Annotated in this window: 16 protein-coding genes; 6 read left to right on the plus strand and 10 right to left on the minus strand. The window is 55.2% G+C overall.

The window, feature by feature from the left end; genetic code table 11:
- Nucleotides 1–246 precede the first annotated feature (246 nt).
- The gene (locus tag ACCW71_RS14655; RefSeq protein ID WP_436372529.1) at nt 247–1,683 is read right to left on the minus strand and encodes a methyl-accepting chemotaxis protein; all 1,437 of its coding nucleotides are present in this window, start codon (nt 1,681–1,683) and stop codon (nt 247–249) included.
- 345 nt (nt 1,684–2,028) lie between these two features.
- Between ACCW71_RS14655 and ACCW71_RS14660 the strand changes: the two genes are divergently transcribed.
- The 3 genes from ACCW71_RS14660 to ACCW71_RS14670 all read left to right on the plus strand — a co-directional run bounded on the left by ACCW71_RS14660 (nt 2,029) and on the right by ACCW71_RS14670 (nt 6,442).
- Nucleotides 2,029–3,810, plus strand: coding sequence for an EAL domain-containing protein (locus ACCW71_RS14660; RefSeq protein WP_436372532.1), 1,782 nt, complete (start codon nt 2,029–2,031; stop codon nt 3,808–3,810).
- Nucleotides 3,811–4,695: 885 nt separating this feature from the next.
- The gene (locus ACCW71_RS14665) at nt 4,696–5,607 is read left to right on the plus strand and encodes an N-acetyltransferase (RefSeq protein ID WP_436372533.1); all 912 of its coding nucleotides are present in this window, start codon (nt 4,696–4,698) and stop codon (nt 5,605–5,607) included.
- 274 nt (nt 5,608–5,881) lie between these two features.
- Nucleotides 5,882–6,442, plus strand: coding sequence for a chorismate mutase (locus tag ACCW71_RS14670; protein ID WP_436372536.1), 561 nt, complete (start codon nt 5,882–5,884; stop codon nt 6,440–6,442).
- Between the two features lie 86 nt (nt 6,443–6,528).
- On the opposite strand, the gene ACCW71_RS14675 is transcribed toward ACCW71_RS14670, so the two are convergent.
- The 5 genes from ACCW71_RS14675 to ACCW71_RS14695 all read right to left on the minus strand — a co-directional run bounded on the left by ACCW71_RS14675 (nt 6,529) and on the right by ACCW71_RS14695 (nt 13,159).
- Nucleotides 6,529–7,533, minus strand: a complete 1,005-nt coding sequence (locus tag ACCW71_RS14675; RefSeq protein ID WP_436372537.1) for a substrate-binding domain-containing protein — start codon at nt 7,531–7,533, stop codon at nt 6,529–6,531.
- 29 nt (nt 7,534–7,562) lie between these two features.
- Entirely contained in the window at nt 7,563–8,972 is a 1,410-nt protein-coding gene (locus ACCW71_RS14680; RefSeq protein ID WP_436372540.1) for a sucrose-6-phosphate hydrolase, read from the minus strand.
- Nucleotides 8,972–10,342, minus strand: coding sequence for a sucrose-specific PTS transporter subunit IIBC (locus tag ACCW71_RS14685; protein ID WP_436372542.1), 1,371 nt, complete (start codon nt 10,340–10,342; stop codon nt 8,972–8,974). The genes ACCW71_RS14680 and ACCW71_RS14685 overlap by 1 nt, the downstream gene beginning before the upstream one ends.
- Nucleotides 10,343–10,988: 646 nt before the next feature.
- On the minus strand, nt 10,989–11,960 hold the full coding sequence (locus ACCW71_RS14690; protein WP_436372544.1) for a ParB family protein: 972 nt from the start codon (nt 11,958–11,960) through the stop codon (nt 10,989–10,991).
- Nucleotides 11,957–13,159, minus strand: a complete 1,203-nt coding sequence (locus tag ACCW71_RS14695) for an AAA family ATPase (RefSeq protein WP_436372547.1) — start codon at nt 13,157–13,159, stop codon at nt 11,957–11,959. The genes ACCW71_RS14690 and ACCW71_RS14695 overlap by 4 nt, the downstream gene beginning before the upstream one ends.
- 2,081 nt (nt 13,160–15,240) lie before the next feature.
- Here ACCW71_RS14695 and ACCW71_RS14700 point away from each other — a divergent pair.
- The gene (locus ACCW71_RS14700; protein ID WP_436372550.1) at nt 15,241–16,314 is read left to right on the plus strand and encodes a RepB family plasmid replication initiator protein; all 1,074 of its coding nucleotides are present in this window, start codon (nt 15,241–15,243) and stop codon (nt 16,312–16,314) included.
- 1,419 nt (nt 16,315–17,733) lie between these two features.
- Here the strand turns inward: ACCW71_RS14700 and ACCW71_RS14705 are convergent.
- The 3 genes from ACCW71_RS14705 to ACCW71_RS14715 form a co-directional block, all read right to left on the minus strand.
- A complete protein-coding gene (locus tag ACCW71_RS14705; RefSeq protein ID WP_436372553.1) occupies nt 17,734–18,918 on the minus strand; it encodes a diguanylate phosphodiesterase in 1,185 nt (394 codons plus the stop codon).
- A gap of 299 nt (nt 18,919–19,217) precedes the next feature.
- The gene (locus tag ACCW71_RS14710; RefSeq protein WP_436372555.1) at nt 19,218–21,002 is read right to left on the minus strand and encodes an EAL domain-containing protein; all 1,785 of its coding nucleotides are present in this window, start codon (nt 21,000–21,002) and stop codon (nt 19,218–19,220) included.
- Nucleotides 21,003–21,509: 507 nt separating this feature from the next.
- Entirely contained in the window at nt 21,510–21,734 is a 225-nt protein-coding gene (locus tag ACCW71_RS14715; protein WP_436372557.1) for a DUF3606 domain-containing protein, read from the minus strand.
- A 373-nt stretch (nt 21,735–22,107) separates the two neighbouring features.
- On the opposite strand from ACCW71_RS14715, the gene ACCW71_RS14720 reads away from it, so the two are divergent.
- Both ACCW71_RS14720 and ACCW71_RS14725 read left to right on the plus strand, forming a co-directional pair.
- Nucleotides 22,108–22,347 carry a transcriptional regulator gene (locus tag ACCW71_RS14720; RefSeq protein WP_436372559.1) on the plus strand — a complete coding sequence of 80 codons (240 nt, stop codon included), beginning with the start codon at nt 22,108–22,110 and terminating at the stop codon, nt 22,345–22,347.
- Between the two features lie 173 nt (nt 22,348–22,520).
- A complete protein-coding gene (locus ACCW71_RS14725; RefSeq protein ID WP_436372561.1) occupies nt 22,521–23,012 on the plus strand; it encodes an Hsp20 family protein in 492 nt (163 codons plus the stop codon).
- A gap of 73 nt (nt 23,013–23,085) precedes the next feature.
- Here the strand turns inward: ACCW71_RS14725 and ACCW71_RS14730 are convergent, their stop codons facing one another.
- Entirely contained in the window at nt 23,086–23,850 is a 765-nt protein-coding gene (locus ACCW71_RS14730) for a MerR family transcriptional regulator (RefSeq protein WP_436372564.1), read from the minus strand.
- Nucleotides 23,851–23,872: the final 22 nt, after the last annotated feature.

Raw genomic sequence — 23,872 nt, forward strand, 5'->3', positions numbered from 1 at the left:
TTAAAGCGTAAAAAAAACGACAATGATTTCGCGTTAAACCCAATGTCATGCGCGAATCATTGCCGGACTGCTGACAATTCATTTATAGCGGGCGATCGTTCAGACAATCTATTACCGCGCCGGAAGCGTGCTGTTTCCGGCAGGGCGTACTAAAACTCATAACCCGATAAATATCGCCAGCCTGCTTGGTGGTGCCAGGCTTTATCATCAGAGGCCGGGGAGCCAGCGTTCCCGGCCTCTCACCGGTTATGCCTGACCGAAGGCGACCCAGCTGCCCTTGTGGGCGACGGGTGCGGCTGTTTTCTGCGCTGGCACAGCCGGAACGGCTGGCAGCGTAAAGCGGGTGATCACGCTGCCCAGCGTCTCGGTCTGTCCGCTGAGACTGCCGGCCGTGGCTGAGACCTGCTGGACCAGGGACGCATTCTGCTGCGTAACCCGGTCAAGTTCGGCAACGGCCAGCGTGACCTGGGCAATGCCCTTGCTCTGCTCATCCGACGCCAGTGCGATCTGGCCGATCAGTTCATTCACGCTGCCGACGCCGCGCAGTACCGCTTCCATAGTAGTTCCGGCACTGTCCGCGGCCTGGCGTCCGTCACTGACGCGCGCCACGGTGTCAGTAATCAGCTCTTCAATCTCTTTAGACGCGGCGGCACTGCGCTGCGCCAGCGAACGGACCTCGCTGGCGACCACCGCAAATCCGCGTCCCTGCTCACCCGCACGGGCCGCCTCGACAGCGGCGTTCAGCGCCAGAATATTGGTCTGGAAAGCGATGCCGTTGATCGTCGCAGTGAACTGGCGGATTTTTTCTGACCCCTGGGCAATGCTGGCGATCGCCGCCACCACCGACCGGACCAGCTCAACACCCTGCTGGGTGGTACCCGCCGTCGAAGCCGCCAGTTCGCGCGCCTCGCGGGCATTCTGCGCATTGTGGCGAACGGTGACGGTGATCTCTTCCATGCTGGCGGCGGTCTGCTCCAGCGCCGCAGCCTGGGTGGAGGTACGATCGGAGAGATCGGCATTGCCCGCGGCGATGTCGCCCGCTTCACGGTGGAGCGTAGCTGCGTTATCGCGGATGGCTTCGACCGTCTGCAACAGGCTGTGCTGCATCTCTTTCACCAGCGGCACCAGTTGACCCACGCAGTTGCGTCCCAGATCTTCCGGCTCCCGGGTCAGATCGCCGCCCGCGATAACGTTTAAATGCGCGCGGATCTTTGCCACCGGCCGCACCAGATGCATCACCAGATAGCGATCGCAGAACAGCAGCAGTGCGACCGCCGCCAGCAACGCCGCTAAAAATGTGCCTTCAAGCTGACGCCTGTCCGCCATCAACGGTGCCTGGCTCTGCGCCAGCTGTTGGGTCAGCGCCGTCAGCCGCGCCTGGGCGGCAGAAGGATAGCTGGCGGGCGTGGCGGTCAGCGCCGTGCGGAACGCATCCCACTCAGCACCGTCCGGTGTGGCCGCGATCAGCGCGCTTTTCTCTGCTGCGTTACCGTTCTGCATCACAATAGCGCTGTGAGCCAGAAAGCTGAGCTGCTGTGTCAGTACGGAATTGCGGTCGGTGTGACGGAAAAGGTCGCGCACGACCTGGCTGCTGAAGCCGCCTGCCAGCGCGACGACGGCCAGTGAGACGATCATCATCCACAGGACGACGCGGCGAATTGTGAAATGCCTGAGTGAGTTCATGAGGTTTTCCCCGGTGTGATAGCTGGTGTAGTGAAAATGAAAAATAATAAGTTTTACCGCTTACTTTAGTGCGTTATTGTATAGCGCACTATTTTTATGCAAACTATCCTGGCAGCATAATCAGGAAATGAAAAGTTATTAACGACAAAATAATAAAATCGTGATTAATAAAATATTTTATTAACACAGAGAAAAACCGTTCTCAGGCCGCATGCGGGCGGGTGCAGGCAACGTAATCACTTATTCAGAGCGATTTTGTTTACAAAATTGCCGGTAGTGATGACGCTTTATTATCCATTTTTTCTGTTTAATTTCGTTACGCAACCAGCAGCGACGGAGGATCTCATGTTTACCAGCCCCAGCGACCCGCATCAGTGCCGGACGCAAACCCTGCATGCACTGCGCAGCCCTGACGAAAGCCGCGACGAAGTGCTGCGTCAGTTCGTCCGGCTGGCCAGCCAGGCGCTGGGTATTCCAGGCAGCTTTATCTCGGTGCTGGATGATGAGGAGCAGCATATTAAAGCGGCGCGCAATTTCACCCTTACCCGCTCTTCCCGCCAGGACTCGCTCTGCCGACACGTCGTCGACAGTGACAGCCCGGTCGTGGTGCCGGACACCTGGCTTGATCCCCGTTTTGCCACACATCCGCTGATCCTTGGCGCGCCCTACATCCGCTTTTATGCCGGTGTCCCGCTGAAAAACAGCGCAGGGGTGGTGCTGGGCACGCTGTGCGTCACCGACATCGTGCCGCACTCTTTCAGTGCCGAGCGGCTGGCGATGCTGAAAATGCTGGCTGCGCTGGTGATCTCATTTCTGGAAGCCTGGTATGCGGCGGGCTTTGCCGATCCGGTCACCGGTTTGCCCAATCGTCAGCGTCTGATCCGCGACCTGCAATTCCTTGCCCTCTCCGGGGACACGACCCGGCGACGGCTGGTGCTGATTGACTGCATTGATATGCCGCGCGCCTATGAACTCGCGCGTTCGATGGGGATGGGTCCGGTTGAAAGCCTGCTGAAAGATGTCGCGACGCTGCTGCCGCTGCGTCTGCGGCCTGCACCGGATGAAATACTCTACACCGTCGCAACCGGGCGCTTTGCCCTGCTGATCCGTCAGGAGAGCAGGCTGAGTGCCGGCTGGGTGGCGGAGCAGCTGGCGGGGATCAGCGCGGATCTCGGTGAAGGGTTATCGGTTGCGCTGACCACCTATACCGGCGAGGCCAGTTTCATCAACGGAACGCTTCCGGCGCAGGAGATCCTGCGGCGCGCGGTCAGTGCTCTGCATGAGGCCATTACGCGCAACGTTGCCTCGATGCGCTTCAGCGAAGCCGACGATACGCAACATACTCAGGATTTCACTCTGATGCATGAGCTGGCCGTGGCTATCCGGCAGAACAGAGGGCTGTGGCTCGCCTATCAGCCCAAGATTTGCCTGCGCAGCGGCAAGCCTGTCGGGCTGGAAGCGCTTATCCGCTGGCACCATCCGCGGCGGGGCGAACTTTCACCCGCGCAGTTTTTGCCTTTTGCGGAGCAGACCGGGCTGCTCAGCGAACTGACCGCCTGGGTTACAGAGCACGCCATCGCCCGGCTCTCCCGGCTGCGCAACAGCTATATTCAGCTGCCCGTGACCATCAACGTCAGCAGCAGCGACTTCTCCCGCGACGGTTTCGCCGACGAGCTGGAGGAGAAGATGATCAGGGCGCAGCTGCCGGTTTCCCTGCTGGGTATTGAGTGTCTGGAGACCGAACGCATTCTGGAGAGTCCGGCGGCGATAGAGGGTCTGGAGATGCTGAAGCTGCGCGGATTTGCCATTTCACTGGATGACTTTGGCACCGGCTACAGCAACATCAGTTATCTGCGACGGATGCCGCTGGACGTGATCAAACTTGACCGTTCACTGATCAGTGAGATTGCATCAGATACCGCTTCGCGCGTGATTGCCCGCAGCATTATCGCGATGCTGAAAGATCTCGACTACAGGGTACTTGCCGAAGGCGTGGAGAATGAGGAGACCGTGGCGGCGCTGACCGAGTTCGGCTGCGATCAGGCGCAGGGATTTTTCTACTCAAGGCCCCAGCCGGAAGCCGCGCTGGATGCATGGCTCAGCTGGCGGCTGCGCAGTGAGAGCTGAGGTATCGCCCTGCCCTATCCTGCCACACCGCTGTGTGCTGAAGCATTCGGATCTGGCCACCATCAGCAGAGATGGCGTGATTCAGGTAATTAAAAATAACGGGGCTGATGTCGCCCCGATATTTTTATCGCAGGTAAATATACGCCATGATTAATTCACTCGCCTGCGGCTGACAGCGCCTTTAGCGTTTGATTAATTCTTTTAATAGTCTGACCGGGAAAATTAACGTCTGAACAACATCATATAAGATCGGCTGCTGAGTTTTTTTATGAACTTACGGGGACAGGTAAAATGCCGGCCATCCCAGTCAAGATTAAACCACTGAAAGTCATCATCTTTTATCGACTCAAGCAGACTCACCGCCTGCACCGGCGTCTGAAAAGCATAAGCCTTCATCACGCCATCTTTGGTGCATAAATCAATATGAACCATATAACCCCCGGATGTTAAAAAAGGATGATCTTTTATAATTATCGAATAGCGTTTTTAGCTTAATCCATTTATCAGTAGCCGATTATCTGATTCCGTTTAATTTACATAAAACCGCACCTTTTTATTTTTGCCGTTAAATATCTGGGCAAGTCAGCACAATTACATCAATTAATTTGATTAAGTTCTGCGAGAACAGAGTTAACCCAAATCCTTATTCAGGGTGACGGGGTCAGCACAGCCCCCGGGCCGATCCGCACGCGCCAGTGACGGGAGTCAATGCTGTGATGTGCCACGCGCCAGCATCTGAATCACCTGATCAGCTGACGCCGGGATGGTCAAAAACAGAGCAGTTCGTTTACACTCTCAGCTGCGTCATCGACAACCAGGCGGGCTCGGCTGATCGCAGGCGCAGGCGGGACTCTTTATGACGGTGGACTAACAGGCGGAAATCCTATGCTGGATTATATGGTGTCGTTCTACCGCGACATGCCGGTCTCATCCGATCGTCTCAGTGACTGGCTCACCGGCTGGCTGGCGCAGCACCAGAACTGGTGCCACGATCCGGGCTTCTCCGCCTCTTTTCCGTGGCGTGAAACCGGTCTGCCGCAGCGTGCGTTTCTGCAACGTGAACTGAAGATTAACGGCCATCACTATCTCACCGGCCCGCGCTATCTGGGTGGCGATCTGGCCCAGCCCTTTATTGAGATTATCGCCCGCAATGGCGCAGTGGATCACCGGGTAGCCAGCGCCATCATGCAGGCGTGGCGGCCACTGCGCCCCCGGCAGCTTCGCGCCCTGTTGCCCGTCGCCCATCCCGCCAGCGGCAGCACCGATCAGCTGATTTTCCTCAGCCAGCCGGGCTCACTTTCAGCCGGGCGCGCGCCGGATCTGTCGCTGCAACCCGCGATGCGCCAGGACTATGCCGCCTGTATGACGGCCGTCGAGCACGCCTACCGGGCCAGCTGGCGCGCGCTGCCGCAGCTCAGGCACCAGTTACTGGCAACCAGCCGACGAGAATTACGTGATGATATTGCCCGCGGCGATGTTTTCCTGATTGTCTGGCAGGGCGTGCTGGCGGGTCTGATGATTTGTGTCCGGCGACAGGTGGCGTTTATTGACGGATTTCAGATTATGGATGAGGTGATCCTGCCCGCATATCAGGGGCGTGGGCTGGCGGCGCAGGCCCAGCAGCATCTGCTGTACCAGCTTTATCAGCAATATGGCGATCAGACGCTGCTGACCGGCACCATACTGCCGGGCAATATTCCGTCAGTGCGGACCGCGCAGAATGCGCAGCGGCGCTGTGTGCTGAAATATCAGTTTTTCACCCCCGCCGATTTACGCGCCGCCCGATGCGCCATCTGAATGCTCAGCTGTCCTGCGCCATTGCCTCGCAGAAGCGCGGCTTCAGGCTCAGACCTTATTCACTCCTCTTATAGTGCGGCTGACCAGCCGGACAGAATGGCATGCCCGGATGAAGGTTGTGTGAAGGTTAAAAAAAGAAAAGTGATACATAATTAAGGACCTACAGATAATCCATTGACCTCTGCCGACATTTACATCCAGAAAACAAAATAATCACTAAGCGGTATCTTTTCATGCGTAAATAAGAGCCCGTTTTTACTCATGGAGCAGGCAAATGCACTATGTTATGGCTATATTTTTCTCTTCCCTGTTGATGTGCAGTCACGCTTTTGCAGGTTCACTCCCTTCCGCTTCGCCCGAACAACTTTCCACGCTGCTGAATCAACGCATGCTGATCATGAAAGCGGTGGCAGGTTATAAAGCGCAGCATCATCTCCCTATTGAAGATCTGCCGCGCGAACAGGTGGTGCTGGAAAACATGCTGCAAAATGCGCAGCAGGCCGGGCTTGAACCCCATTCCGTGGAGCCGTTCGTTCATGCTCTGATGGATGCCAGTAAGGCGATTCAATACCGCTACCGGGCTGACTGGCTCTCTGCGCCCGATAACGCCCAGCCCGTCAGCGATCTTACCGAGACCCGGCAACAGATAGTGCGGCTGGACAGTCAGCTGATGAGCGCCATCAGCCAGCGTCTCCAGTCGGCCCCCTTACAGGCGGCCGACAATGCCCTTATGATCGCGCAGCTTACCGCGCCTCAGCTCAGTGAGAACGATAAAAAGCGGCTGGTCGCCAGCCTTTCCCGCATCGAACGCAGGCCTGAAGCGAAGCGGGGCTGATCCCTTTCGCATTGCAGAAAATGTCCTGACGCGGGATGGATGATCGCCAGGCGAGAAGCGCTGATTGATTGCGGGTCATCGGAGCGTTAACTGCGCAGTCGCAGCCTGGCGGGCAGCAGCAGCTGGCTGTCAGCCGGGTCTTCGCCACGGATCATCGTGGTCAGCAGGGCAAAACAGGCCTGCGCCAGTTCGGGCACATTCTGCTCGACCGTGTCGATCGCTATTGAGAGTGAATCATAAAGATAGTGGTCATCAAAACTGGCGATACGGATGTCGCTGGTCAGCAGGTGATGCTCGCTGATATAGCGTAAAACCCCCTCCAGCAGACCACAGGCAGCGGTGAACAGCGCTTTCGGCGGCCGCCCCAGCCGGTCGCACAGCGCGGCGAACATCTCATAGCCACTGCCGGGATGATAGCAGCCCTGAATAATCCACTCGGGACGCGACGTGACGCCCGCCTGCGCCAGACCCTGCATAAATCCCGCCAGGCGATCCCGGGTCGGCGACAGCTCAGGCTGTCCCCCCATGAAGTAGATCTCCTCCGGCCGCGAGCGCGCCAGCTTTTCAACCAGCTGAGCGGTGGGAGTGACCGAGTCGGTGATCACCCACGGTAATCGGGTAGGACTCATACGGCGATCAAACAGCAGCACCGGCAACTGCTCACTAAGGCTGACGTAGTCGCTGTCGCTCAGCATGCTGGACGCCACAATCAGCCCGTCGACCTGACGGGCTACCAAGTTGTGGACCACCGCCATCTCCTGCTCCGCATTTTCGTCGGTACAGGAGATCAGAAGCTGTAAACCTGAAGCGCGGCAGAGCTTTTCCAGCGCGTGAGAAAAGGCGGCAAAACCGTGGTTGGTCATTTCCGGCACTACCAGCCCCAGCGTATGGCTGCGGGTATCATGCAGCATCCGGGCATGGATGCTGGGCTGATAGTGATGCGCTCGGGCAAGGGCAAGCACTCGCTCGCGCGTCTCCTTCGCCACCCTCAGCTCTTCGCCACGGCCGTTGAGTACCAGGCTGGCGGTGGCTTTCGAGACGCCAGCCAGTCCGGCGATGTCACTGATGGTAATGCGTTTGGTTTTTCTCACGGCAGGGCATCGGTTGCGGAAACAAGGGCTTATTCTACCATGCAGCGACGTAACGACCAGTAGCGGGCCTCCAGTTCTGCGCGCCCGCGCAGGGTCAGCGTCGCCGGATGGGGAGGAAAATAGCGACTGCTCATCACCCCTTCCCCGCTGTTGATAAAAATCTCGACGCTGGAGTGGTCGCACAGGATCTGTAAGTGGCTGACTGTGCCGCTCCAGTAACGGTAAGTCCACTCCCCCGACACCAGGCTGCGTCGGGCAAGCCGCAGCTCACTCTGCTGCCAGGTCAGGATCAGCGTACCGGCGAAATCCAGCTCAATCCCGCCCTGACAGGTCAGTTCCAGCTCCAGCCGCTGCGCGGAGAGAGGCGGTGCGTCATCGGCACGCCCCTGATAGTGTTGTTCCGTTTCGCGCAGCGCCTGAAGTTCGGCGATCGGTTGCTGGCAGAGCCGGCCGTTGCGGGAGCTTAACTCACGCAGGCAGGTCATCTGGTGGATCCAGCGCTGCGCAACGGTCGGCTGCGCCATCTCTTCACCGTCCGGGGTGCCCATCCAGCCGACCAGCAGACGCCGTCCGTCGGCGGTGAGCGTGGTTTGCGGCGCGTAAAATTCAAACCCGGCATCCAGTTCATTCAGCGGGCCGTGCCGGTATTCGGCACGCTGATAGTCGAGTGAGCCACTCAGCCATGCGCAGGCGTGGCTGTTCAGATAGCGCTTCTCTTCCGGTGCCACGCCCTGCGGACAGCAGATCAGATAAACGTGGTCGCCGAGCCTGAACATATCCGGGCATTCCCACATATAGCCAGCCGCGCCGAGGCCACCGAGCCCGCTGCCCGCGATCTCCCCGAGGTTCTGCCACTCCCGCAGGTTGTCACTGCGCAGTAACAGCACCCTGCCCTGCCGCTGCTGAGTCTGCGCCGCCAGCACCATGTACCAGGCGTTGTCGTGCCGCCACACTTTAGGATCGCGCACGTGGCCGGTGTAACCCGCCGGCAGCGCAATCACCGGTCCCAGCTTGTCAAAGCCGCCCTGCGGGTTCTGCCGGGCCAGACACTGCCACGCGGTGCGCGAGCCATCGTCATACTTTACGTTGCCGGTGTAGATCAGCGTCAGCACGTCGTTGTCATCGACCGCACTGCCGGAGTAGCAGCCGCTACGGTCATAATCCTCATCGGGCATCAGGGCGATTGGCTGGTGGTGCCAGTGCAGCAGATCGGCCGAGCGCCAGTGCCCCCAGCATTTATGCTTATGCTCACAGCCCAGCGCATTCCACTGGTAAAAGAGATGGTAATCACCGCCGAAGTGGATGAAGCCATTCGGATCGTTAAGCAGCCCGGTAACCGGAGCCAGATGCCAGCCGGGATAGTGGCGATCGTTCAGCGCGGCGGGCATCCCCTGCATCACCGCTTGCAGGATAGCGGTCAGGCGTGTGGCTGAGGCCATTATTCCGCCTCCGTTTTATATTTAAGCAGGTAAGCCATCACAAAAGCGGTAGTGAACGCGATGGCGATACCGATGAGATAGTTAAGCAGGGAACCGGCCTGGACAATCGCCATACCGGGCAGTCCGGTCAGCCCGACCGCCGTCATATAGACATGCACCGACACCACCCAGGCACCGCCCAGCGCCCCGCCCACCACGCCGGCAATAAATGGCTTCATAAAACGCAGATTGATACCAAAGATCGCCGCTTCAGTAATACCCAGCAGCGCCGAGAAAGCGGAAGGCAGTGAAATGGCCTTGATCTTCGGGTCGCGGGTTTTAAACCAGACGGCCAGGCAGGCGCCGCCCTGCGCGACGTTGGCCATTGCCCAGACAGGCAACAGGAAGTTAACGCCAATCGCGGGATTGCCCAGCAGCCCGGCTTCGATGGCGTGGAAACTGTGATGGACGCCGGTAATGACAATCACCGAATAGAGCCCTCCGAACACCAGGCCCGCCAGCCAGCCCGCGTGGGCAATCAGCGTGCTGAGGATAAAGGAGATGCCGTCACCCAGCAGGCGTCCGGCCGGGCCAATAATCAGCAGCGCGATAAAGCCGGAGATAATCACCGTCAGGAACGGGGTCAGGATCAGATCCAGCGCATCCGGGATAACCCGCCGCAGCTGCTTTTCCAGCAGACTCATAAACCATACCGCCAGCAGAACCGGGAATACCGTCCCCTGATAACCGATCATCGCCACTTCGATGCCGAAGAAATTCATGGTGTGGAAACCGGCCGCTACGCCCCAGGCGTTGGTCAGCGCCGGGTGGGTCAGAATACCGCCCAGCGTCGCGCCAAGAAACGGATTACCGCCAAACTCGCGGGCTGCGGTGAAACCAATCAGGATGGGCAGAATAATAAAGGCCGCCGAACTGCACATATCCAGCATGATGTAGAGCGCATTTTCCGGGTTGACCCAGCCGTAGGTTTTCACCATCCCCAGCAGGCCCATCAGCAGACCTGACGCGACAATAGCCGGAATGATCGGCACAAAGATATTGGATAACAGCCGGGCGATACGCTGAAAAGGATTGAGCTTGCGCGCGGCGATATTCGCCGCTTCAGATTTACTCGATTCGCTAATGCCCGCTTCGGCGATAAAGGCGGCGTAGACCTTGTTCACCACGCCGGTGCCGAAAATAACCTGTAGCTGACCCGCATTGCGGAAACAGCCTTTAACTCCCTCGATGCGGCCAATCGCGGCGGTGTCCGCCTTTTCATCATCCGCCAGCACCAGCCGCAGCCGGGTGGCGCAGTGCGCGGCGCTGGCAATGTTCTCTTTGCCACCCAGCAAAGGCAGTAACGCCCGGGAGATTTGTACATAGTCCATATTCACCTCAGTCTCATTTTGATTTTATCCCGGCGGACCACTCGCTTCTGAATCCGGGGGTACCTCATCAGCATCCGGTTCTGCTCTCTGCCCGGCGTGTCCCCCGTTACCGGCATCAGCCTGCCCCTTGCTGGCTGCAAAAGTCTGATTCAGCCGGTCTGTGGTCACTCCGCGCTCGTAACCTGCGCCACGTTGAACCGGCTAAAATGGTTGCTGAGCAGATGGCCATTAACCGGGCGATTCAGAGCAAAAAACCTGCTAAACCGATTTAGGCGGCGATCATAGCCAGGGGTAATTTCACTGCGCAATGAAAATGGCTAAAGCGGTTTAGTGAATGTGAGACAGTTCGCAAAACCGGCTTTGAGAGAGGATTTGCCGAGGAGTCTTCTGGCTGTTGAGGTGTGAGATTGCTAAGCGCAGGCTGCGGCAGTGATCACAACGCTGACTGGCACGCCAGTAATGAACTGGCTTTAAGCGTGGTGCGAGAATTTTTTGAGTCAACCCAGTCGCTTAAAGCTGCATATTTAAGAGCCCCTCTGCTGCACAGCGAGCAGGCGTGCGCCGGGGAAAGTGATGATCCTTAGCAGAAAAAAACCGGCGCGAGGCCGGTCTGAGGAAGGAGTCAACAGGGAGGACGTACTGATGACTACGACATGTCAGCGAGTATCTGCTTAATCGCCAGATCAATTTTTTCGGTGATCTCTTTTGGCAACCGGCTGAACTCATACTGTACGGTGCGCTTCTCATTGTTGGTTTTACGCCGCGCATAGGTGTTGGCTGTGGTAAAGCTCGCCAGTTTCTCTGTGACGGTTTTGCTGGCTGGCGCTGGTGTTTTTAACTGACGCCGGGCATTTTTGAATCCGTTGAGGATCGCCGTCTTTTTCTCATCCGCATTGATGTCCGGCGGTAAAGCATCCGCGCTCAGTTTTTCCTGAATCTGAGTAACCAGTTCAGAAACCTCCAGCGCCTCCGCTTTGGCCTCCTCCCAGACATCGAGCAGCAACTGATAATCCTGGAGGGTCAGCTCTGAAACCACCGGAAAGAGTTCGATAAACTCAGCGGGCACCGCCGCCGCCTGGAATGCGCGGGAGACTTTAGCATTAGAGATCCCCTCCGCTTTGGCGATCTCTGATTTGCTCATGCCGTTTTCGTTCATCAGCCTGAAGCGCAGTCCTAACTCACGCAGATTGTGCTCTTTAGCGGTCTGAATATCCGCCGCCAGCTGACGCGCATCGCTGATGCTCAGCTCATCGGCGGTCACCAGTACTTCCAGGCTGGCACCCGAGAGAATGCAGGCGGCGCGGCGGCGCGAGCCATCCATGATCTCAATCCGATCGCCGGTAACACGTCCGATAGCCGGGAAAAACTGCTGTAACGTAATGGTGCGGGTGATCTCCTGGAGTGACTCTGGCGTCAGCGTGCTCTGGTCACGTCCGTTAATCTTCGGGTCAACGCTGGTGCGGGTTTCAATATCGTCATGCGGGATCAGCTGGCGCACAAAGGTCGCCTTAGCGCCCGACTTCAGGGTAAAAGTGCGTGACTGGCTGCTGCTGTCGATCATGCTGGCGATAGCGGAATCGCCAAATTTACGCCCGATGCGCTGTATCGGTTTGCTCACAGGGTGCTCCTGATATATTCGATGCGATCAAACACTGCCCTGGAGAACTGCTCTGCTTCATACTTGGCTTTTCGCAGGGCATCTGCGCTGCCAGGATAAGAAGAGGGGTTGGCGCTGATCACGGTGTCAAACGACTCGCCGCAGCGCTCAAACCCATCCAGCCGCGGTAAGCCGCAGTCCAGCATCGATTTGGTAAACACTTCGCGCGCGTAGCTTTGTGATGTGAGGTGATCGTGCTTGGAGGTCATCTTTGACATAAAGCCGATATTAGCTTTGAGACGTGGCTCAACGCCTTCCGCTTCTATGCGCTCCAGCATCTCCGGCAGGCGTGTCAGATATTTCATGGTGGAATGGAAATCCACCTGCGCCGGAGGCGTCGGCGTCAGCAGCACATCACTGGCGGCAATGGCATTCAGCATAAAGGAATCCAGATGCGGGCCGGTATCCAGGAAGATGAAGTCGTAATCGCCCGCCAGCCGATCGATCACATTACGGCGCAGCACTTCGGAGGGGGCAACGCCAGGCAGATGCTGAGCAACCAGCTCTTCCCAGTCGCTGGCGACAAAGCCATCGTCGATAGAGGCCGGGATCACATCTACGCCGGGCATCACGGTTGGCTTGATAAACTGCTCACGCAGCTGATCGGCATCCAGATCGTTAAGCATTGCCTGTGCAGCTGTCTCCAGCACGGAACCCACGCTGTTGGTATGGCTGAGGAACATGGTGCTTGAAGCCTGCGGGTCGAGGTCAATAACCAGAATCCGCAGATCGTTATAGAGCATGGAAGGGTGGGCCCGCATACCATGTGCCAGCGTCACGGTGCTGACCGTTTTAGAAACGCCGCCCTTCAGGCTGACAACGAATACCACAAAGGGGCCTTCGTGCCGGTCACGATATTTGGGCACTTTCCGGTGCTGATAAATATCGACCACGTTCTGGATAGTTAAAGCGTATTGCGAGGTGCTGCCGGTCTGTTTTTTACCAAACTGATACCCTGACGCTTCCATATCACCAATAGCGGCGACCACCGCATGTTTACTCAGTAAAGGCATGTTGGCGACAGCATTACGCGAGAAAGTCTGATAAAAACCGGTCTGGTTAAATTCCTGACGCTGCTGTTCGATATGATTACTCAGTCCATGCAGCATGGAGTTGGCTCGCGTTGCCATCTCCAGCACCCCACCATAGTCACGCTTCATAAGCCCCTCTGCATTAATGTTTTTGGCATACTACACAAAAAGCCATTACCTGCCAATTTTTCAGGAAAAAGACAAAAACCTGGATTTTTTACTCAAGGTGAAAGCGGGAAGAGAAGGGATTATGCAAGAGGATAGAAGGATGGTCGCATCCGGGCGGGGAATTGCTGTTACAAAGCTGAGGCGCAATCACCGCTGAAATCGGAACATATAGCTGGCTATCTTCATAGTTGATGCTTTGCCGCTCGCACTACAATGAAGCGCTTTTCGTTCAGATGAAATCACGCTGAAAAAAAGTGTTTTATCATGGTATTTTCATGATGAAAATTTCAGAAAATATTTTTTATTTCATAATGATAGGTGAGAAAACCTCTGGTGAAAATTCTGGTTTATTTCTCTGTGTTCGGCACTGCTTATTCTTTTGCCAGACGCCATCTGCTACCTGCCAGGTTGCTGCGCTAATCGCTATTCTGTCTGTTTTGATTCAGGCAGATACTGAGTGAATCACTCGCTACCTCTATTCTGCTCTTTATCGATATTTATGGTCCTGTAGAGAATCAGTGGACAACACTGAGATTAAGGGTAGTTCTTCTGAACTGCTGACATACTCACTTTGCAATCGTTCTCTTCATTGCGGATGATAAGTTTATTAACACTGCGATGAATTTGCCCAGGACCGAAAACATGCTTTGTCTGATTAAAGCGGTTACATGGTCACACTGTCTGAACAGCACTATTTTGCGTGTCGGCAAGGGATTATTTTTGAAGTGCATCGTTGTTGATCGATACAGGTTCGCTTGCGTTAAACCGCTGTCCGGGGATGCGGGTGTGAAGGAGTTCTGTCAGAACGAATGTTTTTGATTGTGGTTTATGGCAATAAGGGCAGAGAAGTATCGCTCTCTCAGGGAAATTATATGGCAACTGGAGGTGAGGTTTGCCATGAATCGTTATCAGCGGATTATACAGGAGGTTATCTGTCGCTTTTTCTTAATACCTTCTATGTACTACCGTCTGGGTTTACAGAGTTTTTCAGTACGCATTTCGATTACGGTACCCATAACTTTTATCTCAGTGAACTACTCTCTCTGCCAGGCTCAAGAACCCTTCCCATTTTAAAACTTTTCCCTTTTTTCTCTTCGGTTTCCTGTTGCTTACCTTGTTCCTGCATGTGAGGTGTGACTTAATCCGGTCTTTCTGTGCTTATAATGAGGGTGTTTTCATCATGAAAATTCTAAATAAATACTTAATTATCAATTATTTAACCATAAAACTGGCAGGGTGAATATTTTTTCTCAGATGGATGAATCGTTCCTTTCAGTTGTATCAGCATTGAAGGCATAGAGCATATTGCTCACATCAGGCAGAGATTCTTTTCACCAGCGCCTTTCAGGACAAACCTTTGCATTCCCTGACCGCGCTCTTTTCCTCTCTGTATTGGCTCACTCTGTTCCTGTATTAAGTTATGCATTTTATCCCCGTTATCCACAGGTCAGATCCAGTCAGTCGATCCTCAATAGATCAAACTGAGATCCTAAACAGATCCCCGCAGGCTTTAAACCCTTATCCGGTAAGGCTTCAGAGGGGATCGATAACCACTATAGCGAGTAAGATAACCACTGTAGCAAGAAGAATATCCACTGTAGCGAGTAAAGCAACCGCGCTGGCGAGTGGCTGATAACCACTGTAGCGAGTAAACCCGGTTTCTGCTGTGAATAACTTTGTCCGGTATTAACGGCCTGAAAGGAGCCTGTCACGAGAGATGCCAGTGAAAACGGGGAAAAGGGCAGATTTAAACCGCAAATTATCCCCAGAACGGAAGAGCGAATAAGGCTATTTATCCACTGGCCCGATCCAGTAACAGATCCATTTAAGATCATAAGAAGTTCCCTAAAGATCCCCGCAGCAGCTGAGCCCCTGCTGTAGCTGGATAAAACCGGGATCGCTAACCACTGTAGCGAGTAAAACAACCACTATAGCGAGATAAAAAACCACTGTAGCGAGTAGATTAACCGCTGTAGTGAGTGCTAGTATCCACTGTATCGAGTAACAGCTGCCTTTATCTGTGCACATTACGGAGCTTACGCATGCCGGGAAAAGAACCAGATATACTGAACATCGCTGAGGCTTTCAGCGAAACAGATAAACGAACTGGTGAAGTTGTTACTCTGACGCCCAACAGTAATAACACGGTGCAGCCGGTCGCGCTGATGCGGCTGGGCCTGTTTGTGCCTACCCTTAAATCCACCGCCCGCAGTCAGAAAAACCAGATGAATGCGATGGATGTGACGCAGGATCTTAAGCAGTTGTCGCTGGTGAGATCGGAAGGGTATGACAACATTAAGATCCTGGGTGCCCGACTGGACATGGACAATGATTTTAAAACCTGGGTCGGGATCATTCGCGCATTCGCAACACACGAGTGCCTGGGAGACACGGTAACGCTCTCTTTTGTTGAATTCGCCAAACTATGCGGTATTCCCTCTGCGCGCCTCTCCTCGAAGCTCAGAAACCGTCTGGACGCCTCTCTGACACGTATTGCCTCCAATACCCTGACTTTCACCAGCAAAGGCGGAGAGAACTACACCACGCACCTGGTGCAGTCGGCTAAGTACAGCATCAAAAAAGATACTGTGACGCTTCAGGCGGATCCGAAGATCTTCGAACTCTATCAGTTCGACAGAAAAGTGCTGTTACAGCTGAAAGCCATCAATGAGCTGGCGCGCAAAGAGTCGGCGCAGGCCCTTTACACCTTCATTGAAAGCCTGCCACCTAAGCCTGCGCCCATTTCCATGGCACGGCTGCGCGCCAGGCTGAATCTGACCTCGCGTGTGATTACGCAGAATGCAACGGTCAGAAAGGCCATGGAGCAGTTGAAGGAGATCGGTTATCTCGACTACACCGAAACCCGGCGCGGCTCATCAGTCTACTTCTGGGTTCATTACCGTCATCCCAAGCTGCGTCCTGCGGAGTTACCGCTCAGCCATTCAGGCTTAATCGATGATGATCTGGATGAGTATGACGATCTCGACAGCGATCCTGGAATCATTGAGGTCAATCCGCCTGAGCCGGTGATGGAAGAAGAGAGCAGTGAGCTGGTGATGGTATCGCGCGAAGAAAAAGAGCTGCTGAACAAGATCAGGAAACAGAAAAAAAAGTAACTATCCGGCCTGCGACGGTGCAGAACGGCCAGCGTGTTAGTCACTAACCACTATAGCGAGAAGGTCTCCTGCTGACCGGCTGCGTGAGCATAACCACTATAACGAGTAAAATTACTCGCTATAGTGGTTATCAGGGTTGAGATGTGACCCTGTGTTTCCTTGCTGAACGCCTGTGTGCTCTAACTCTTTTCCAGCCAGCGCCGCGCACAGCGGCTGGATTCTGAGGTATTAATCCGCCTGCCTGTTTTATCCCGTCGCCAGCTAACGTGGCCTTTGTTACTTACTACAGTGGTTATCGCTAAAGTTGTTAACCCTCGAAGGACCCCAACGCCGCGCGCGAAAGCAATCCGTCCACTCCTTTTCAGCTATAGCGGATTTACTCGCTACAGTGGTTATCTGAGACAGATCTTCCATTTTCAGTATGAGGTTGACGCTGTTGCTGCATCTTCTGTGACGTTAAAAACCCGCATCAGCGTGGTTTCTGGCTAACTTTTCGCCCAGGAGATCAGATAATGAGCAGATCACAACCCGGAATAGCATAACCTACTCGCTACAGTGGTTATCAAATGAGAACAAAAAGGCGGTTTACTCACTATAACGGTCAAGGAGGACAGGTGCTATCTGAAGCAGATAGCCGAATGGCATAAAAAAGTAAGCACTAACTTACTCCTAAGGCACTGCCACAGCTGATTCTGTCAGGCAACGTCGGCTATAACCTGTGGTTACTCCAGATTACTCTCTATAGTGGTTATCCTAGTGCTCTTCACCTCACTTGAGGTTCAGATTCGCTGCAAAAAGCTGATCCGGCCCATCTGAGCACTCTGCTTACTTTCGGGCATCGGTTTACTCTCTACAGTGGTTATCATCAGCGTGTGGGTATGGAAAACGATGCTTTATCGTGACTTAACAGGAGAGTGAGCGGGGCGAATTCCTGTTTACAGCCGCTACTCGCTATAGTGGTTATCAAAAGGATCTTCTGGTGTGCTGTTACTCACTACAGTGGTTGTTACGATGTTGATCCTCCGGTCGATGCTGATTCAGTCGCCTGTCTCAGCGCTGAACTCGCCCATCTGCTCGCTATAGTGGTTATCGGTAACGTCTGACTGGCAGATTTACTCGCTATAGTGGATAGCTGCCGATAGCCTGATAGATACAAAGTGATATTGACCAGAGCGTCGGGTCTACTCGCTATAGTGGTTAGTCAGCAGTCACTACTCGCTATAGTGGTTAGCAAGTAAGAGAGAGCAATAACGAGGCCCGAAAAAGATTACACCCTCGCTGAGTAATAAAACCGGTGTCACGGGCAGAAGGCATCAGGCAGAGAGGCGAAAGGCGAGGGCGGGTGTGCAGGTAGTTTCAGGCAGACTGTAAAATGCGGCCGCCAGCCAGCGCACCGCATCGGTTACAGAATAAAGGGTGTTACATCGCCTCCCGGTATTCTGGCCAGGCGACAGATTTGGCGTCAAAACGTCCCGCAGCGGCAAACAGGCTACCCTGAAAGTTAATGACCCCGGCCGCTTCCAGCCACATCCACTCTTCCGCCTGGACGATACCAGCCGCAATGACGGTAATCTCCAGCGCCGAACAGCATTTGATGATCGCCTGTACCACCGCCTGCTTGGGACCGCTGCGATGGACGTCACGTGTAATCCCGGCGTCAATGCGAATACGGTCCGGCTGAATATGGGTCAGCAGCGACAATCCCGCCGAGCCGTCACCAAAATTATCCACCGACAGACTGATCCCGACCGCTTTGAGTTTGCGTACGGCTTCAGAGAAGGCTTCAAGATTGGAGATCACTTCGGTTTCACTCACGCCAATCACGACCTGTTCAGGAACCAGCCCGGCCTGTTCAATAGCCGTCACGATGGTGCTGACCGCATCGGGGATCACCACCAGCGTCATCGGTAGCAGGCTGACATAGAGCGGCATATCGTCCGGGCAGACCAGGCCTGCGTGGGCAAAGGTCTTTTTCACCGTGGCCAGATCGTCGAGATAGAGCTGATCGCCTGTAATTTTGCCCGACGCGGGCCGGATAGTGGTTGCTTCAATCGCCGTAACCTGACGCGCCAGCGGGTCCACCACCGGGTGGAAGCTGACACCCTCGGTCACTGGCCGGGAATCCGGTACATCGTTATGCTCGGAAATAAATTCCCAGTAACCCGCCGGGAGCACCTCGTAGTAGTTCTCTTTTTCCCGGGATTCCACAAAGGTGCGCAGGAATTGCAGCGCCCGATCATCATAGGTCAGTTGGTATCTGGAGGTGCCTTTATCCAGCACCGCCTGTAACACTGATGAGCGATCGTGCTCGCGCAGGTCAAAAAGCTCCATCCCGGCGTTACCAAACCGGCGGGAAGGGGCGTAGTCGCGCATCAGCTCAACCACATTATGGTGCCGGCGGTCGGCGCAGATCCGACTGTAGATGGTCTGAATGCCCGCTTCAGGGCCTTCCAGCAGCTGAAAGAAGTGGGTACCGTTGAAGAGTAAGATACCTGTCACATCATGAGCCGCATTGAGTTTGCTGGCGTTGTCCACCATTTCAGGCAGGGTCCTGACCGGAAAATCATCAGAAATATGGCTGCGATAGAGTATGGTCGTCAGCATGTGCAGCTCCGTTTTATATGAATGTCACGCACACGCTACCATTGTTCAAAAAATGTTGCATCTAACCTTGTTCAAAGGCGCACAGAGTGCACAGTCTGAGGCGGGAGTAAGCGAAACGGCAATTCCGGCGTTAACCTGCGGTTAACCGAAGCGGCTGGCGGAAGGTGAAACCCGTGTGAACAAAGGCCCGGAGCGCGTGCTCGCGCTGCCACACCGCCGAATAAAAAGCATCAGGGTGCAGCAGACTCAGGTTTGGTGCGCAGAAAATGCGGTGATAACACAGCTTTTAAAACTCCCGCTTAATGGCACCCCTCGCGTAACTTCCAGTGGAGCCAGTGATCCAGCGACGGCTCGTTAAGCGGTTTTGAGTAGAAGTAGCCCTGCGCCTGATCGCAGCCATACTCCGTCAGGGAGGTTACGGTATCCGGGCACTCCACCCCCTCTGCCAGCACGGTATAGTCCAGCTCTTTCAGCATCGCGATAATGCTGCGGGCAATAATACGCGACGCGGTATCTGAAGAGAGTTCGCTGATCAGCGAGCGATCCAGCTTAATCACATCCAGCGGCATCCGGCGCAGATAGCTGATATTGCTGTAGCCTGAACCAAAATCATCCAGTGAAATGCTGAATCCACGTTCTCTGAGCATCTCCAGGCCGCGCAGGGCGGTAGGACTTTCGAGAATACGCTCGGTTTCCAGGCACTCAATGCCCAGCAAAGCGGTGGGGACCTTCGACTTAGCCATTTTACTTTCCAGCGAGGCCGCAAAACCCTCGCGTGAGAAGTCGCGCACGCTGACGTTAACGGTTAAGGGCAGCTGAATGCAGTTATTACGCAACCGGCGCAGACGTTCAACCGCCTGATCGATAATCCAGGCGGTCAGCGAAGAGAGCAGGTCGGTCTGCTCCGCCAGCGGAATAAAGGTTGCGGGAGAGAGTTCGCCGCGCGTCGGATGCTGCCAGCGGATCAGCGCTTCCAGCCCCACCGGTTTACCGCTGTGCAGACAAATCTTCGGCTGATAGACCAGATAGAGCCCGGCATTGTCGCGCAGCGCCGTTTTAAGGTCGCTCATCAGCAGGAAATCTTCGGATCGCTGCGTTTCCGCTTCGATGTCAAAGCGATGGGAGGGCAATCCGCGCGCCACGGCTTCATTGAGGGCACTGACCGCCCGGCGTACCACCTCCGCAGCGGGTACGCTGCCGGCGATAAAGTCAGCCTCGCTGGTATGGGTGGTCAGGGCCACTGATAATCCCTCTTCCATATCAGCGCTAATCCCCTCCAGCCGGCCCGCTACCCATGCTGCACTGAGCCGGCTATCTGCCCGGGTCAGAATAGCAAAGCGGCCGGTGGCAACGGTATAGAGCATTTCACCAACCGCCGGACGCAGGCGCAGTGGCAGCAGCGTCGCCATATCCTTCAGCAGGCTCTCCACCGGCCCCATTCCCATGGTACGGGCCAGTTCATAAGCACGCGCCATATCGATGCAGTCAATCAGCACCAGGCGACGGGGCGTGGTATCACCCGCCACCGCCAGATATTGCAGGTCGCGGATCAGACGCTGGCGATTCGGCAGCCCGGTTACCGGATCGGCAAAGCCGGCCGAATGCCAGGCTTCCAGAAAGGACATCACCAGCGTGGAGAGCAGCGTCAGTGTGGTGACCTGATCGCCGGCAAACAGGTGCGGCTCTGTATCGGTCACACACAGCGTCCCGAGAATAATCCCCTCGCGGTTTTTCAGCGGGACACCGGCATAAAAACGGATAAAGGGCGCGCCGGTAATCAGCGGATGGGTGACAAAGCGGGCATCGTGATAGGTATCCGGCACGATCACCGCGCTGTCGCTGTCAACCACGTGACGGCATAACGAATCCTCGCGCGTTGAACGCTTCAGATCAAAATTGTGCGATGCCCGGACGGTCTGGAATTCATCATCCAGCACCGAAATAAAACTGCCAGGGATGCCCAGCGCCTGACTGGCCAGCCTGACAAATTTTTTGAGAACGTCATCGCGGCTTTCATCCGGGTTTTTCAGTGCCTGTAAGGCACGAATACGGCGTTCGTCGTCGCCGTTTAAATTGTTTAGCATGTGTGTGTATCCCCCGCACCGGCTTATTACGGAGCGAAAAAAGAGAAACTGTATAAAAACTGTCCGTAACGAAGTGTGATTCGGGCGGCAGGAAATAACGCATAATTATTATTTTCACAGTGATGATAGGTGACTCTACAACGGGTGTCTCTTAATATTTTCTTTAATGCATTTCAGGGCTGTTTACGATTCGAAAATTTAATCGAAGAAGGCTTTAATTGGGGTGTCGATTATTTTCTCCCACTGGCAGAGCATTGATTCTCTGAACAGATAATGTTTTCCAGCCGGCTCTGTTTATTAATCCGCTTTTCAGACGATTAAGCGGGCCTGATATTTATGGGCTGATGACGGGGTGAGGATGAACAGCAGAGATAAACTATTAAAATAGCGGGTAAAAATGAAAAGGAGACTCAACTCGGCAGGGGTTGCCCGGCTGAGTCGCCCGGCCGACGGGGGCATTCCGCAGCGGGAACGATCCCGGTTCAGACCTTCAGACAGCGCCGGTTTTTAGCGTCCGGTACCGGCAGGCGATTGCGCCGGACGGCGTGGCGGCGGATTCTGCTCAAGCCATTCACGCACCTGGTCCGTCTGTGGACCCCGTTCCCGGATCGCCCGCGTCAGTCGTTCCTGGGTGGTTTTGAGTTCCTGTGTCCAGTACGTGATTTGCCACTGTTCACGCAGCTCTACCCGCGACAGGTCGTCGGGGGAACGACGCTGGATAGGGTTTTTCATCGATTATTCTCCTCTGGTTTGACTAACCGGGCCTGAGCATGTAGCTCAGGCTAAACCCCCTATCCTGGTGAAGGAGAGGGCACAGAGGTAGTGGATTAATCCATGAATGACACTTAAGCCAAATATCAGGATAATTCCTGGCGAAGCGATTAAGGCATTATAAAAAAATAAGAAAAATGGCGTTAAGGCAAAATATACCGCTTCGCTTACTCTGGAATGGCCGATAAATTATATATCCGCGGTTTGACATTTATTTAAAATAGTTAATTATTCTGATGTCATTAGCCCGGTGCCGCACTCACAACGCGCTGCTTTTCGCGAAAGCTGCGCGCTGCGCTATTCTGCGGCTTAATCATCTCAAAGGAGTTTCTGTTTGGTTAATCGTCCCCCCCAGCCGCCTGTGATTGTTCAGAGTAACGTTCGCGAACTGCGCCTTGCCGCCGGCCTCTCCCAGCAGAGCGCCGCTGAGCGCTTTGATCTGAGCCTGCGAGTCTGGCAAACCAAAGAGGCCGCCGGCAATCCGACCTTACTGAGTCAGGGCGAATATGAATTGCTGCTGCTGCTGGCTGGCCGGCACCCCCACTTCTCTCTGGCACCCCAGAGTAAAAAATAGGGGCCGAGCGGGCACGCCCGCACGCTTCAGTGGTAACTGTCTCTTTTTCAACGTTAAAAAAAACAGACGACGCCTCTTGAAAGGGAGAGATCCGATCTTATCTATAATCGTGACCGGAGCATGCAGGCCGGTCAGATGAACTTTTGGATGAATCTGTTCAGGAGGTTATCACCATGTCATTACAGCAATTTTCAGTCTTTCCGTCACTGGCCGACTCTGTCTTTTCAGACCGTTTCAGCCGTATCGACAAACTCTTCAGTCAGCTCACCGGCGATAGCCCGGTTACAGCGGCACCCGCTTACGACCTGCAACGGATCGGCGATGACCGCTACGCCCTGACCCTCAGCGTCGCGGGCTGGAAAGAGCATGAACTGGAGATTGAACTGAGTGGCGGCCGCCTCTCGGTTACCGGTAAAAAAACGAGCACGCCGCAGGAGAGTTCCGCTGAAGGGAAGGAGGAGCACAGCGGCTGGATCCATCGGGGGATCAGCCGACACGATTTCCAGCTGAGTTTTACCATCCCCGAGCATATGAAAGTCACCAGCGCCAGCCTGGCGGAGGGGTTACTGAGCATTCAGTTGTTGCAGGAGATCCCGGAAAGTGAGAAGCCGCGTCGTATTCCGATTGCGATTGGTGATTCACGCACCCTGGAGCATCAGGCTTAATCGCGAATCTAGGGGCGGAAGCGGCACAGGCTGTTTCCGCCTTTTTTATGGCGGAAAGCTGCCGGGAAGGATGTCAGGCGCTGGCAGAGAGCCGATCGTCTTCGGGCTGGATGGCGGTATCTGTTCCGGTCAGCATAATTGGCTCGCCCGCATCAAGGCTGGACTGAAACGCCGCTTGCATCTGCGCGCTGATCCCATTGCCGCACCACATCAGATGGTGCTCGAAGCGACGATGCGCCACTGCCGGTTCACCGGATGCGGTCGCCGCCACTTCCACCCGGAAGCCCTGTCCGTTGAGGCGTATTGCCTCCATCCAGATTTCGGTGTCGTCGGTAACGCTGACCGCTTCCAGGAACAGCGGAACCGTGCTGCGCCGCTGCGCCGCGAACGCCAGGCGCTCCCACTGACTGACTACCGCCGTGTGAAAGCGCTGCTGACGGTGCTCTGCCCCTTCGCTGTTGTCGGCGCGTAGCCAGAGGTTGAGTGGACGCAGGTAGCGGTTCACATAATCGTCACCGCTGTAGTGGGTATTCATCATCCGCAGTTCACGCTGCACATCTTCATCCGGGTTGTGCTGCAACAGTTGCAACATATCCTCTTCACGACAGGACCAGCCGCCCGGCAGTGTGACCGCTGGCCAGTTAAGGGCGGTATGAATATCAAAAAGCGTATGGCCACCGGAGGTCATCTCCAGCACGCAAAGGGCGCGGGTCAGCTGACTGTCTGAATAACCGGCAGGACCCGGCGCGGTCATCAGTCCGGCGCGACGCCAGCTGCGCAGGGTTTCAGGGAGAACACCGACGAGACCACAAACCGTGTCGGTTGAGTATTGGGGCATAGTTAATTTCCGGGAGGGGTTA

The organism is Pantoea sp. C2G6, assembly GCF_051336815.1.
In the GTDB taxonomy this organism is placed as follows: Bacteria; Pseudomonadota; Gammaproteobacteria; order Enterobacterales; family Enterobacteriaceae; genus Pantoea.